This window comes from Blastocatellia bacterium (assembly GCA_016713405.1).
Taxonomy (GTDB): domain Bacteria; phylum Acidobacteriota; class Blastocatellia; order Chloracidobacteriales; family JADJPF01; genus JADJPF01.
In genome coordinates this window covers 527,133-541,311 of sequence record JADJPF010000001.1, presented here as the reverse complement: position 1 = coordinate 541,311, position 14,179 = coordinate 527,133, and the positions used below count along the sequence as shown (strand labels likewise).

17 protein-coding genes are annotated in these 14,179 nt (G+C 35.1%); 5 read left to right on the top strand and 12 right to left on the bottom strand.

The annotated features are described in order from the left end of the window. Positions 1–10: 10 nt before the first annotated feature. Both IPK14_02310 and IPK14_02305 read right to left on the bottom strand, forming a co-directional pair. Complete coding sequence (locus tag IPK14_02310) at positions 11–1,954, bottom strand: hypothetical protein (protein MBK7992271.1); 1,944 nt, start codon at positions 1,952–1,954, stop codon at positions 11–13. Beyond that, a complete protein-coding gene (locus IPK14_02305; GenBank protein ID MBK7992270.1) occupies positions 1,908–2,549 on the bottom strand; it encodes an IPT/TIG domain-containing protein in 642 nt (213 codons plus the stop codon). Before IPK14_02305 ends, IPK14_02310 begins: the two co-directional genes overlap by 47 nt. A gap of 231 nt (positions 2,550–2,780) precedes the next feature. On the opposite strand from IPK14_02305, the gene IPK14_02300 reads away from it, so the two are divergent. From IPK14_02300 to IPK14_02285, 4 genes are all read left to right on the top strand, one after another. Further along, on the top strand, positions 2,781–3,134 hold the full coding sequence (locus tag IPK14_02300; protein ID MBK7992269.1) for a carboxypeptidase regulatory-like domain-containing protein: 354 nt from the start codon (positions 2,781–2,783) through the stop codon (positions 3,132–3,134). A gap of 92 nt (positions 3,135–3,226) precedes the next feature. Continuing rightward, on the top strand, positions 3,227–3,514 hold the full coding sequence (locus IPK14_02295; protein ID MBK7992268.1) for a hypothetical protein: 288 nt from the start codon (positions 3,227–3,229) through the stop codon (positions 3,512–3,514). Positions 3,515–4,618: 1,104 nt separating this feature from the next. Then, positions 4,619–5,083 (top strand): TonB-dependent receptor, encoded by a 465-nt coding sequence (locus IPK14_02290; protein ID MBK7992267.1) that lies wholly within the window; start codon positions 4,619–4,621, stop codon positions 5,081–5,083. Between the two features lie 154 nt (positions 5,084–5,237). Beyond that, positions 5,238–6,143, top strand: a complete 906-nt coding sequence (locus tag IPK14_02285) for a hypothetical protein (protein ID MBK7992266.1) — start codon at positions 5,238–5,240, stop codon at positions 6,141–6,143. A gap of 11 nt (positions 6,144–6,154) precedes the next feature. On the opposite strand, the gene IPK14_02280 is transcribed toward IPK14_02285, so the two are convergent. The 10 genes from IPK14_02280 to IPK14_02235 form a co-directional block, all read right to left on the bottom strand. Beyond that, positions 6,155–6,790: a hypothetical protein gene (locus tag IPK14_02280; protein MBK7992265.1), complete on the bottom strand. Its 636-nt coding sequence runs from the start codon at positions 6,788–6,790 to the stop codon at positions 6,155–6,157. 750 nt (positions 6,791–7,540) lie between these two features. Next, on the bottom strand, positions 7,541–7,951 hold the full coding sequence (locus IPK14_02275; GenBank protein MBK7992264.1) for an SUMF1/EgtB/PvdO family nonheme iron enzyme: 411 nt from the start codon (positions 7,949–7,951) through the stop codon (positions 7,541–7,543). After that, on the bottom strand, positions 7,852–8,082 hold the full coding sequence (locus tag IPK14_02270; protein ID MBK7992263.1) for an SUMF1/EgtB/PvdO family nonheme iron enzyme: 231 nt from the start codon (positions 8,080–8,082) through the stop codon (positions 7,852–7,854). Before IPK14_02270 ends, IPK14_02275 begins: the two co-directional genes overlap by 100 nt. A gap of 287 nt (positions 8,083–8,369) precedes the next feature. Next, entirely contained in the window at positions 8,370–8,876 is a 507-nt protein-coding gene (locus IPK14_02265) for a protein kinase (GenBank protein MBK7992262.1), read from the bottom strand. Positions 8,877–8,968: 92 nt separating this feature from the next. Continuing rightward, a complete protein-coding gene (locus tag IPK14_02260; GenBank protein MBK7992261.1) occupies positions 8,969–9,106 on the bottom strand; it encodes a hypothetical protein in 138 nt (45 codons plus the stop codon). Further along, the gene (locus IPK14_02255) at positions 9,097–9,357 is read right to left on the bottom strand and encodes a protein kinase (GenBank protein ID MBK7992260.1); all 261 of its coding nucleotides are present in this window, start codon (positions 9,355–9,357) and stop codon (positions 9,097–9,099) included. Before IPK14_02255 ends, IPK14_02260 begins: the two co-directional genes overlap by 10 nt. A 64-nt stretch (positions 9,358–9,421) precedes the next feature. Beyond that, positions 9,422–9,670 (bottom strand): hypothetical protein, encoded by a 249-nt coding sequence (locus IPK14_02250; GenBank protein ID MBK7992259.1) that lies wholly within the window; start codon positions 9,668–9,670, stop codon positions 9,422–9,424. A 44-nt stretch (positions 9,671–9,714) separates the two neighbouring features. Next, on the bottom strand, positions 9,715–10,839 hold the full coding sequence (locus IPK14_02245) for a hypothetical protein (GenBank protein MBK7992258.1): 1,125 nt from the start codon (positions 10,837–10,839) through the stop codon (positions 9,715–9,717). A 116-nt stretch (positions 10,840–10,955) separates the two neighbouring features. After that, on the bottom strand, positions 10,956–12,572 hold the full coding sequence (locus IPK14_02240; protein MBK7992257.1) for an IPT/TIG domain-containing protein: 1,617 nt from the start codon (positions 12,570–12,572) through the stop codon (positions 10,956–10,958). Continuing rightward, positions 12,535–13,401 carry an Ig-like domain-containing protein gene (locus tag IPK14_02235; GenBank protein MBK7992256.1) on the bottom strand — a complete coding sequence of 289 codons (867 nt, stop codon included), beginning with the start codon at positions 13,399–13,401 and terminating at the stop codon, positions 12,535–12,537. Before IPK14_02235 ends, IPK14_02240 begins: the two co-directional genes overlap by 38 nt. Before the next feature lie 172 nt (positions 13,402–13,573). Here IPK14_02235 and IPK14_02230 point away from each other — a divergent pair, with 172 nt between their 5' ends. Then, positions 13,574–14,146: a sigma-70 family RNA polymerase sigma factor gene (locus tag IPK14_02230; protein MBK7992255.1), complete on the top strand. Its 573-nt coding sequence runs from the start codon at positions 13,574–13,576 to the stop codon at positions 14,144–14,146. Positions 14,147–14,179 lie beyond the last annotated feature (33 nt).

Genomic DNA, 14,179 nt, shown 5'->3' with positions numbered 1-14,179 from the left:
CAAACAAAATTTAGAAAGAAATTCTTGAACTACCACCTACTGCATTAGTAATTACTAATTCATTTTTAGCTTTACTAAGGTTTAATTGCTTACGACTTCCTCGAAGATCAAGCTTATCTTCTGATTTGTTCATCATTAAGCTTGTTACATCTTTACCATTAATTGTTACTTTAGTGTCATCATCAAAACCACGACCATTAATTGTTAAAACTTGTTTTTGATAACTAACACTACCTGCAACTATTTGCATAGTGCTTCTAACATTTTCTGAAAGTTTAACAAAACGGACATTAGAAGAAGCGTCAGAAAAAGTGCTAATTAATAAATTACCATCTTTATCAGCAGATACCCTACCACCAAAACCACTTAGGGTTGCTTGTGAAACTGGCCCGCCATCACCTTTAGCTATAGATTCATCACCGCTAATAAAGTTAGAAATAACGTTTGTTTGTGAATCAACCCGCCAAATGCGTTGAGTAGTTCTAAATGATTGAGGGTCAAAATCAACTGCACTAATAAACAAGTCTCCATCTGCGCCAATACTTACATTAGAAACAAAACCTAGTCCAGCATTAGTAGCTAGTCCACCTTCACCGCTAAAGCGTGTTTCCCCATTTCCAGCAACCGTAGTAATAATATTGGTTTTAGCATCAATTCGACGAATGCGGTCATTATTTACCAAGAAAACATTTTTATTACTGTCCATTGCTAAAGCAGTTGGGAAAATTGTTGCTTTAGTTGCTACCCCTCCATCGCCGCTAGAACCTTTTTGACCTGTACCAGCAATTGTAGTAATGATATTAGTTCTAGCATCTACTCGGCGAATACGCCCACCTGTTGAAATTAACAAATTACCTTGATCATCTACCAAAGCATCTGTGACGGCTCCAATACTTCCAGCCGTAGCAAGTTCACCATCAGCAACCATTCTTTGACTAAAAGCACCTGCAACAGTTGTAATAATTTTGGTACGTGCATCAACTCTACGGACACGCTCATCAAGACTATCTACAATAAAAATATTTCCTGAATTATCTACAGTAATATTAGTTAGTGCAAAAGATACGTCTGAGTCAGTAGCAACTTTTCCATCACCACCGCCACTGTTAAAAATTAGTTTTGGCCCTGAACCTGCAACAGTTAATAAATTTCCTGTAGTTGCATCTATTTTATAAATAAGGTTGTTTTGGAGATCCCCAACAAATAAGTTTCCTACTGGATCACTAACAGCTGATAGTGCCAAGCCAATAGAAGCATTGCTAGCTTGTCCTTCAGTTCCGCGAGAATTTACCCGTCTATTACCAGCAATAATTTGAGTAATGCCTTCTGCTGTACTAGCATCCCTTAAGAGTAAAGCTGTTTGTGAACTAATTAAAATATTGCCATTAGCATCAACTGCTATTCCTCCACTAATTAGTAATCCATCATCTTTAGCACCTACAAATTTAGTTTGTAATTCATTATAAATACCTGTTTGAAAATCTATTTTGCCAAACCCTACACCAATAATTATTAAATTACTATCTTTATCTAGTGAAAGTGCAAAAGGAGAAATTGGAATTTCTGTAGCTAATTTTCCATCACGATCCCCAAGTGGATTGCTAGACCCAAAAGGACTTTTTCCATTACCAGCAATAGTTGTAATAATATTTGTTGTTGGATCTACTTTTCTAACTCTATTATTTTCAGTTGATAAAATAAAAAGATTTCCTTTTTGATCAACTGCAATTTTTAAGAATTCACCTAGTCCAGCATTAGTTGCTAATGCACCATCACCAGAGAATAATTTTTCACCATTACCTGCAAAAGTTGTGATGATCCCTGTTTTAGCATCAATTCGACGGATTCGACCTTCTGTAGCAATGTAAATATTGTTGTTTTGATCAACTGCTACATCAGAAACCAATTTACCTAAAGAAGCTTTTATAGCTAAATCGCCATCCCCAAAATGCACGGGCCTCTATACCTCCAGCTAATGTGTTAATAGCGTTTGTTAATATATCAACTCGTTTGATAGATTTTGTTAAATCATCTGCAATCAATAGATTACCAGTATTATCTAAAGCAAGTCCACGTGGTCTAATACTTGAAAGTAAAGCTAATTGTCCATCTTCCGCTACTTTTCCCCCTCCAGCAACAGTTGTAACAACTTTTGTTTGTGCGTCAATGCGGCGAACTCTACCGCCAAAAGTATCTGCAAAATAAATATTGCCAGCTTTGTCAAACAATACCGTTTCGACACCAGCTATATTAGCTTTACTAGCTATTTGCCCATCACCATAAGAAAATGTTCCACCTGCTACAGTTGTTATTTCACCTACAGCTAATTCTGATACTGGTTTAGCTGTAATATTTATTTCTTGTTGTGCTATGCCAGCACGAGTAATAACAGAGAGTGTTTTTACACCAGCAAAACTTTGGGGAGGTAAGCCAAATCTTATTTGTGTAGAGCTAATAGTTGGATTTTTAATTAATTGATCTCCAAAAACTATTAAACTATCATTAGTAAAATTACGTCCAGTAATAACTATTTCTGAAAGGCTATCCATTCTAAAAGATGTTTCGCTAAGTTGGCTAATTTCTGGTACTCAAAGCAAAAACTTGTAGGCGATAATTGCATAACATATTATTTGACTTCATTAAACTATCTCCCTAGATGAAATTATTTGTTTTCATTTAGGGACGCGCAAAAAAATTAAAAACCCTATCAGCTTTCTTAAAAGTTTTTCCGAAAAGATAGAAAGTGGCTTTGACTGGATAATAAAAGATAGAAAGTGTAAATAAATTGCGCGTCTATTGTTATAACTCAAAATAAAATTAATTGTTGTTTTTGGGGTAGTTTTGAGATTTTATATTTCTTTGTTATTAGTGTTTCCAACTTCTTTTGCGCTCCAGTTCTAGCTTGGCAAACCATTACAGGAACTCTTTCTGGGCGAGTAATTGATGAAAGTTTAACTCCTTTAGTTGGTGTAGTTGTAAGAGTCACCCATTTAAGCAATGGTTTTGTTTATGCTAAAAAAACAGACTTACAAGGCATCTATCGTATTGATTTTTTACCTGCTGGAGAATATCGAATTGAAGCATCAAAAGAAGGTTATAAATCTAATATAATTGAAAGATTTGTTGCGAAGTAAATCGAGAAAAAGTTATTAAACCGCCCCAATACAACTTATTCCTGTTAGCCTTCCCCCAACCTGTCACCGTCCCACAAAATATTGCTGGAGTCTTGCAAGCTAATATTGCTGATTCTACCTTACGTGGTAGTGCTACAACTGAGTTTATTACTGCCCTTCCATTAACAGGAATTCGTAGCTTTGATGCTTTTGCTTTGCTAGTGGCTGGTGTTTTACCAGCACCAACAACTAATGGTGTTAGCGGCCCTGGCATCGGAGTTGTGACAGCAGGACAATTTTCCGTCAATGGGGCAAGAGCTAGAGCTAATAACTTTACAATTGATGGTTCAGACAATAATGATCAAGATGTAGGTGTTTCGTCGCCGAAGGTTTTACTTTAGTTGCTAGTCAAACAGCAGAAAGCATTACAGAATTTGAAATCTCTACACTACTTTCTAATGCTGAAGCTGGACGCAATAGTGGACAAATCAACATCGTTAGCCGCACAGGTGGCAATAAAATAAATGGGGAAGTTTATAATTTTTTTATGATTCTGCCCTTAATGCTCGTGATTTTTTGACCTTTCCAAACAAAGTAACCCTAAGAAAAACCCTTTTACACGTAATCAAGTTGGTGGAGCAATAGGTTTTCCATTAATTGCAAACAAATTAAATTTATTTGCTAACTTTGAACATAAAAGCATTAACCGTGTACAGGAGGAAGACATTTTTCTGTCCTGAACAACCTTAGAGCGTGCTAGCAGCTTAAATCTAGCAAGACGCTCTAGCAAATTAGGTTTAGATATACTTGACCAAAATTTTTATCCTTTACCTAATAATTTAGGTGGCCCTTATCAAGAAAATACTTTGACTAGAATTTTAGCAGCTAGCGGACGTGGGACACTTTTTCAATTAAAAGTGATTATCGATTACCTATTGAAAAAGCTTCAAATCTAACAACTCGTTATAATTTTACTGATGATAAAACTACTATTCCAAGTGTTGATCAAGCTATTAATTCCAGCATTCAAGCAAAAACTAGAACTCAAAACTTAGCTTTAGCCCTAAATATAGATTTAAGTGCAAATACCGCTAATCAAGCTAGGTTTTCTTATGGACGTACTGCATTAAGTTTTTCAGAATTATCTGGTAGCCCATTTATTTTTCATATCTGGGATCAACTGGACAAGATTTTAATGCAGATGGACAAACAGATGGACGCACTGGCCCAATAGGAAGAATATTACTTGCTCCATTTAGTCCAATAGGAATTGATACAGATTCTTTTCTCAAGGCCGTGTTAATAACACTCTTCAGTTTGCTAATACAACAGCAATAACAAAAGGAATGCTTTCACTAAAATTTGGTGTAGATATTCGCCGAGTACAGCTTAATAGCTTTTTAGACCGTAATTATAGAACTCAAATAACTTTTTAACTCAGGCTTTATTAACCGTCCAAGACAAGGTTTAACCGTTGGCACAGGAGCAAATTTTGCTGCTTTGGCTTGCCTGCTGATATTTCTCAAGCCCTGGCAATAGTTCCTGATTCAACACTCGCGCTACGTTTTACAGAAACTAACTTTTTTATTCATAGTCAATTACGAGTCCAACAAAATTTAACTTTAGAACTTGGCTTAAGGTATGAAAGAAATAGCATCCCAACAGATGCAACCGGACGGTTAGAACGCTCTTTAACAATTATGGATTCTGAACTTCCACCATTTGACCCAACTCGACCTACAGCACAAGTTTTCTTAAGAAGCCTTGCAGCACAAAAAAGTTTTTTAGATGGTCGCCAAAAGATTTATGAAGTAGATAACAATAATTTTGCTCCTCGAATTAGCTTTGCTTATGATTTAAGCAAAAAAGGCCGTCTAGCTCTACGCGGGGGTTATGGGTTATTTTATGACCCAATTCTAGGAACATTGGTTAATCAATCTCGGAACGCTTTTCCAAACTTTATCCCGTAAATTTTGGCTCTAATATCCTTTTAGTGAAGCACTTACAGCTAACCCGGCATTTATTCGTTTTGGAAATAATTTAGATATTCCATTAATTCAATTTGGCACATTAAACACCGTTGGACTACCTCAAAATCAATTTATTACTGGACTTGGAGCTTTGTTGCAGGTAGAAGGCGGGCTTTTATGGGAAGCGGTTTTGGTGCTGGCGTTACTTTACCTGAAAAACTTAAAAAGCTCTTATCTACATCAATATTCACTATCTTTAGAAAAGGTTTTATTAGATCGCTACACTTTAACTTTGGCTTATGTTGGCACTAGCGCAAGAAAACTAACCCGTGTACGTACTCCAAATGCAGGACAATCTAGCTCGGTTGGAATTAGGTTGATTCCAGGATTTCCAACTCAAGTAATTCCTACCTTAAAACGTCCAAACTTAGCTTTAGGAGCAGTAACAGTTTTTGAAAGTGCAGCAAATTCAAATTACAACGCGCTACAAGCCTCATTAACTCGAAAGTTTTCTGAAGGTATAGCTTTACAAGTGGCTTATAACTATTCACATGTAATTGATGATGTCTCAGATATTTATACATTGGCAGGCTCTTTTGCAGTTGGACAAGACGAGTTAGGTCGTAATGAAGGCTTAAAGTCAGAAAGAGCAAGTGCTAATTTTGATGTTCGCCATCGTTTTACAGGCGCAGCACACTTTGATTTATCAGCTTTATCAAACAGTAAAATACTCTCTGGCCTAGAGTTAGCTGCTATCGCCACTCTACAAACAGGACAACCATTTACTGTTAATAGTAGTGTAGACGTTAATTTTGATGGCAATTTAACCGACAGACTTAACACAACTGAAGGTTTGATAATTTCCTCAAATGGTCGTAGCCGCATTAAACTTCAGCCTAATACAAGTTTTGTGTCTTTGCTTGCTCCAGTAGATTTAGCCACTCCAAGCAATGGTGCTGTTGAGCGCAACACTTTTCGTAGTGCTGGAATTGCTTCACTAGATTTAGCCGTGGAGTGCCAGTTAGAATACTTGAATCTCCTAGCTTTGGCTCATCAGTAAACACAAATCTTTCACCAAGAACTATTCAATTTGCTTTGCGCTATCAGTTTTAACTGAGGGCGTAATAACAAAACCATGAACTTGAAATTTTTCTCCGCTTGGGCTGGCAAAACCAACATTTCCACAAAGAAAGTTATTTTTAGGATCCTTAAAAATCCTAAAGAAACTTTTTCTGCTGTTGCACCAGATAAGATTTCATGCCAATAGTTCCATTTTAGCCTAATATAAACACGGTAAGAATCACCTACTTTTATAGGTGGAATAATTGGAAGTGATGGAGCAATTGGAGAATTTAAGTTTAATACTCCATCACGACAAAGAAAAACTTGAAATTTGTTTGGGGCCTGTCCTGTAGGGCCATTTAAGTAAAATAAATAATAATTTTTCTCATCCTGAGCATTAATAATCCAGGCTGCCCCGCGAGAATCCAAAAGTCGTAGTCCAAAAACTACTTCACTTTCGCAGTAATAAAGGTCTTTTGGCATCCCAATTTTGTTAATACCTTGAACCGTCATCACTCCATTTTCAGCTTTCCATAAATCAGGTGCATTCCAAAGACTTAAACCACCTTCAAAGTTATCTGCAAATTCAGCACTTGTTAAACGAGGCTTTAAGTCTACTGTAAGAGTAGTTTTTATCAGCCTCAAGATCAATAATTGTTTGATAAGCTTCAAAACCATTATTTTCTAAAAGTAACAAATATTTACCATTACGAAGAAAACTTGTTTAGCTAGTACACCTAGGCTAGAAACTATACCTATTTGTTCTTTATTTAAGTAAACACGTGTATTTGGTTTAGCAGTAATTTAATTTAGCTGGAACTTTTCCAGAACTACAGAAATTTGCAAAGCTTGTCCAGAAATTTCAATTGGAGAGGAAAATGTTTTATGTTCAGCTAACTCTATTGTAAGGTTATATTTACCAACAGGAAGTTTTGCTAGTAAAAGATTATCTGGGGATAAAGTAAAAAGGTCTTTATCAACTATTTTATTATCAATTTTAATTACTGTTTCTGGAGAAAATTTTGCAAATTTTAATTCAAGTAGTCCAAATTTAGCTTCTAGTTTAGCTTCTATTGGCAGAAGCTTTTCGCCTGCTAATTTAATTTCTTGGTTAAAAGGAAAATATTCTCTATGTTCAATTCTAAGTTGGTATTTGCCTGGTTTTAGTGTAATTGGTTTACTTAAATTACCATCAGCTAATATTTTTCCCTGTAAGCGGTTATTAATGTAAATTTCTGCCCTTCTGGCGCAGAATAAACAGTTAATTGACCATAAGCAGGAGTTTAATTTCTGCTTTTTTAATTTCTACTTTTCTAGGCTTTTTTTGGGCAAAAGTTAAGGGTGACAAGAAAAAAAATAAAGAAATAATAAATAAGCAGGATAAAAAATTTTTACTCATTTTGCTGAAACGGCTAAACGAAAACCTAGATCTTCTTGCAAAGTATTTGGCAGATCCCAAATCCGCGAACTAGTACGAGAATCTACAACTGCATTACTAAAGTTTCCTCCACGAATAATTTTGCATTCTAGGTCTGATTTCTTAAATTTATAATTGCTATTAGGGTATAACCTAAAACTTGAACTAGTCCACTCGCTTATATTACCAGCCATCATAAAAATTCCAAAAGGGCTTTTATCTGTAGTAATATTTGGAGCTTGATTTATAGGTAAAGGGTTTCTGTTTTCGTCCGCTACTGCTATATTGGCTAGACCTTCTTTCCAAAGATTTCCCCAAGGAAAATGATTATTAGTGTTGCTCCGTGCAGCATATTCCCATTCTTCTTCTGTTGGTAAACGGTAAGAAATTCCATCTTTTTAGATCTCCATTTACAATAATTATTAGCATCCTCCCAACTAACCTTGGTGACAGGGTAATCTTCTGTGTTGATTGGGAAATTATTACCTTTCCAATGTTCTGGTGGTGTGTAGAACGGAATCTAAAACAAATTCTTGATACTCTTTATTTGTCACTTCATATTTACTTAAATAATAAGACTCTAGCTCTACTAAAATGTTCTGGAACTTCTTCATCTGGAATTTTACAACCTGGAATTTCTAAACAATCTGTTAACTCACGACCAATTTTTGCCATTGCACTTGGAATTAGGACAAATTGAGATAAATCAGGTATGTTTGTTGAAGTTGTTAAAATTTTGGCGTTTCAAGATTTTTTATTAACTGTTGAAGCTGAAGTGTTTATTGGAGTTGCTGATGTAGAAAGCTTTCAGCTAAGACTCCAAAGACCAAAACCACTAGATAGAGCAACAACAATTACTGCTGCTGTTAATAAATAATTCATTTTCCATAACTTATCAGTAGTAATGCCTTTTTCTTCTTGTTTTTTTACTATTAAAGTATTAGCTGTTGTAGCAACTGAAGGTAACTTACTTATAGGAAGTTTATTTTGTACAGTTACTAGATTAGCACGGTTAGAAATAGTAGAATTTGCTGTATCAGATAAAGCTTGCCAAAGTTCTTCTGCTGTTTGAGTTCGCTCACGAACATCTTTAGCAATTGATTTCATCACTACTTGACAAAGAGCCATAGGAAGATCAGGAGCAAATTCTATTAAATCAGGAGCAGGTGTATTAACGTGAGCATACATAAAACTTAGCGTGCTATCAGCTTCAAAAGGATTACGACCTGCTAGCATTTCATACAAAATAATTCCTAAAGAATAGATATCAGAACGTCCATCTAAGGATTTTCCTTGGCATTGTTCAGGTGACATATAATGTGGCGTTCCAAAATATCTCCTGGATTAGTTAGTGGTGCGCCACCCTGGTAAAAGTGGTAAGTTTAGCAATACCAAAATCAAGCAATTTAACTACTTCTCGTCCATCTTTTGATGGAAAAAATATTATCCGGTTTTAAGTCCCGATGGTCAACACCTTTGCTATGAATCATTGATAAAGCTTGACAAACTTGTTTAGCAAAATCTATAACTTGGGTTAAAGACATCTGCTTATTATCCTTAATCGTTTACGAAGTGTTTCACCTTCTAAACACTCCATTATTAAATAACAAGTTTTTTCTGCTACACCATAATCAAAAACTCTAACTGTATTTGGATGATCAAGTTTAGCTGCTGTGCGAGCTTCACGCTTAAAACGTTCTATGGCATCGTCGTCTTGTGTCCAATAAGTATTAAGCACTTTTATTGCTACCATAGTGCTTAAATCAATATGGCGTGCTTGATAGACTTGGCCCATACCACCTGTGCCAATTAATTTTACTAACTCATATTTACCTAAAAAAAGCTCTCCTATTTTTAATTCAGGAGCAACAGTTTTTTTCCCTGTGTAATTTTTTTGTGTGTAAGTCGCTATCAGGAACTAATTTATGAGCAGGAATTTCTAAAAAGCTATTTGCAGCCTCATCAGCAGCAATTAAATTTTTCACTTCATCATAAAGCTCTTTATCTTTGCCACAAACAGAAAGTAAAAATTCTTCTTGTTTGGCACCTTGAAATTCAAGAGCTTCTTCAATTATTAATTTTACTTTCTGCCAATGTTCGGGAGTCAATTGCTTAACCTCTGATTAAAATTAATTAATAGCTATCAATTAAATTAATTAGATAATTTTACTAGTCGTACATATGAAAAAGTTTGTATATCTGTAGAAACTATTAGCAAATTGCCATTAGCATCAATACTTAAAACTGGTGTACCAGCAACACGAGCATTAGCAACTTGTCCACCATCACCGCTGTATTCATCTGCTTGACCACTAGCAAAAACTGTTAATTTTCCGCTTTGTGCATCTAGTCGCCAAATACGAGTATTAAAAAAGCCTCCAGAAACTGACGTTCCTGATACAAACTCAGATGAAGCAATAAAAATATTACCTGCTTTATCCATTGCTAACCCAGAAACGGTTCCTAAACTAGTATTAAGAGGTGTGTCAGCATCTCTAAAACCTATTTTTCCATTACCTGCAATTGTAGTAATTATATTGGTTTGCCCATCAATACGGCGAATTCGATTTCTATCATTAATAAAAATGTTGCCTTGTGGATCTGCAACTATTTCTCTAGGGCCAATTTCAACACTTGTTGCAGGAACATTATCAGGAATATTATTAATGTCTCCTACTCTACCAGTACCAGCAATAGTAGTAATTTTTTTGGTTTTAGCATCTATTTTACGAACACGCCTAATTTCAGAGAGAAAAATATTACCATTATTATCAATAGTTAAATCAATAGGATCGGTTAAGCTTGCTTTTTTAGCTTTTATACCATCTTTTTTAGAACCTGGAAAAGAGCCTGCAACAGTGCTGATTATTTGAGTATTGGCATTAACGTTTCTAATTTGTTCATTTAAAGTATCTAAAATTAGAAGATTTCCTGCTTTGTCAACCTCTAAAGAATCTGGGCTAAAAACAACATCTGGATCTGTAGCTATTTTTCCATCTCCTTGGCTAGGAGTAAAAATTATTTTTGGCCCACTACCAGCAAAAGTGCTTATAATACCTGTAGAACTATCAACTTTTCTTACTACTTCATTTATTAAATCAGAAATAAATAAATTATTTTGTGAGTCAGCAACTACACCACTAGCAAAACCTAAACCAGCATTAACAGCTAAGTCTCCATTTCCACGCAAATTAACTAAATTACTGCCAGCGACAGTTTTTGCTTCAACAGAAGTTTGGCTTATTGGCAACATAATAACTCTGCTAATAACATCCATAAAAATATTTCCTAAACCATCTATTGCTAATCCATTGGATGAAATTAGACCATCTATGTTGTCTGGATCTTTATAATCTAAACGATTGATTATATTAGTTGTTAGATCTATTTTTACTAATACTGGTGCATTAGCAAAAAAGTATATTGTTGAGGCCCCAAAACCAAAGAAATGGGTATTATAGCAACTTCTGTTGCAGGTTTATTATTTTCTATTCTACCTGTATACCCATTTCCATTACCCGCAATAGTATTAATAATGCCTGTATTTGCATCAATTTTACGTATCCGTTTATTATCAAATTCAGCAATAAAAATATTGCCTATTGAATCAACTAAAATATCAAAAGGGTTAATGTTTGCTTGGGTAGCCGGCCCACCATCACCAGCAAATTCTCGATTACCTGTACCAGCAATTGTTGTAATAATACCTGTTTTACTGTCTACTTCTCGGATTTTATTACTAGCACCTATTAACAAATTACCATTAGGTTTAAAGGCAATAGTTATTTTGCTCAATATATCTCCAAGAATAGCTTCTGTTGCTAGTCCACCATCACCAGAAGCTTGACCAAGTTCTCCACCAGCAACTGTAGTGATTATATTAGTAGTTAAGTCTACACGTCGGACACTTGCAGTTAAGTTATCTACAATAAATAGATTGCCGTTGCTGTCTAAGGCTAAATCCCCAGGTCTTATTTGAGATAAAAGAGCCAGTTCCCCATCTCTAAAAGTAGTTCCACCACCAGCAATAGTAGTAATTATTCCTGTTTGTGAATCTATCTTACGCACTCTTTGATTTATGCTATCAGCAATAAATAAATTTCTATTACTATCAACAAGTAAACTACTTATACCAAATAAACTTGCTTTTGTAGCTAAACCACCATCACCATTAGAAATTAATCCTCCAGCAATAGTAGTAATTTCACCTAAAGCAAGCTCACCTACTGGTTTAGCTACAACATTAAGTTCTTGTTGGGCTAACCCACCTCTAGTTAAAACACTTAAAACACTAGTCCCAGGAGCTTTTTGAGCAAGTATAGTTACTTTAATTTCATTAGCACTAATTACTTCTATATTTTCAATAGCTTTGTCAGCAAATGTAACAATACTTTCTGGTGCAAAGTTTTTTCCCTTTATAGTAACTACTCCGCCATTATCCATAGATACAGATTTTGGAGTAACGCTTTCAATTTCTGGCGCACCTACCGTAACAACCTTGATTGCTTCTGTTTCATTAGTGGCTTCAGCATCAAGCACAAAAACTTCATTTCCAGCAATTGAAACACTAACAGCTTGATTAAAAGATACATTTGGTTGTGCTAGCTCTATTACCTCAGCTTGTTGACTAAGTGGACGTGTTATAATCTTAACACTACTATTATCAACAACATAAAGATTTCCTGCACCATCAAACCCAACCGATGAAGGCTTATCAAATTCTATAGCTAGGTTTTGGCTACTATTTTCAAAACTTTGACTAGCTATATTATTTGTACTAGTAACAGCACCTAGGGTTGATACATTGGTAACTACTTGGTTATTATTACGAATAATTTCTATTATTCTAACTCTGTTATTGTCTTCATCAGCAACGGTTAATATTTTCCCATCAGAACTAAGAGCCATTCCAGCAGGACGCTTAAACCTAGCTTGTTGCCCAGTTCCATCATTATTTCCACTTTCACCAGGTTTACCAGCTAGTAAAAAAAAGTTCTCCTTGAGAAACATTTGCAAAATAAATTGCATGGTTATCTGTATCAGCAATATAAAGATTGCCACCTGAATCAACGGCAATTCCTCTTGGGCCATTTAACAGAGTGTTAGAAAGAGCTTTTTTTCCTTCTAGATCAAATGAATTTAGTCCAGGTGAGCCAAGTCCTAAAAGAGTTTCTACTTGGTCATTAAAACTAATTTTACGAATACTATGATTTAAGGTATCACTAATATAAATTCCACCATTGACGCTATTATCTATTGCAATTGCTGTGGGCCCGGCAAACAAAGCATTTCTCCTGATACCATCCTGAATGCCAGCCTTTTTATCTACACCAGCAAAGATTTCTAATGAAGAGCTAAGTGCTTTACTTGCTTTCATTATTACATGTTGTTTTGGGTTACTTAGATAAAGTTGGCCGTTGCTATCTGTTTTAGTATCACCTGGTACTATTACACCATTATTTTTTCTTACCCTAGCAACTGTGACAAAAGTAGAAATGCTATTACTACCTTGTTTAGCTGTTATAGTAGCAAAGCCTTGTTTGACTCCTCGAACTTCTCCCGAATTAGGATCAACTTGTGCAATATCTGGGCTACCTGATTGCCAAAGCACTCCTGATAAGTTTTGGCCCGAAAGATCTGTAGCAGTTAAAAAAATACGATTACCTTCATTTACTACTGGATTACGTTGTTTTATCTTAATATTATTTTGTAGATTTGTATTAGCTAAAGTGTTAAAACCCATTAATTTATTTATGGATTTATTAAAAGGAATTAATAACGCAGCACTTAAGAGCAATATAACAAAAAATAAAACGATTCTGTTTACTTTAACTTGCATACAAACCTCTTATACTATTTTTTACTTATTTTATAGATATGGAAAAATATTATTTTGCTACTTTATGACGCGTAAAATTATAAAAAAAAACATCATGCAAAAGCAGGAGATTAAAAACTTTTTTTATTGTATATAAGAAATAAAATTATGTCAGATTTGGGAGGTTTAATCTATGTCTGATGACTCACAAGATGTTACAGCAATGTTAGTTAAGTGGAGTAATGGCGATCAATCCATAGAAGCTGAATTAATGGCATCAATTTATGATGAACTACACAAACGAGCAAAACATTATTTAGCACGTGAACGTATAGGAGGCACACTACAAGCAACTGCATTAGTCAATGAGGTTTATTTAAGACTTATTAAACAACAAGAAGTTGAGTGGCAAAACCGCGCACATTTTTTTGGAGTTGCTGCACAAATGATGCGGCGAATACTTGTAGACAACGCCCGTAACCGCCAAGCATCCAAACGAGGCGGTGGAGGCTTTAAGTTGTCCTTAGATGAAGTGGCAGAACTTGCAACAGAACAAGAAGGTTTACTTATCGCGCTAGATGATGCACTTAATACACTTAATGCACTTGATCCTAGACAAAGTAGGATAGTAGAGCTACGATTTTTTGGAGGCTTATCAGTAGAAGAAACCGCAGAAGTGTTAAATATTTCTCCAATTACTGTAAACCGTGAATGGCGATTAGCAAAAATGTGGTTGTACAATCAAATTAGTTCTATAGAAGAGTAAAAATTTTGGATTAGTTTGGCAAAAGAAACGCTC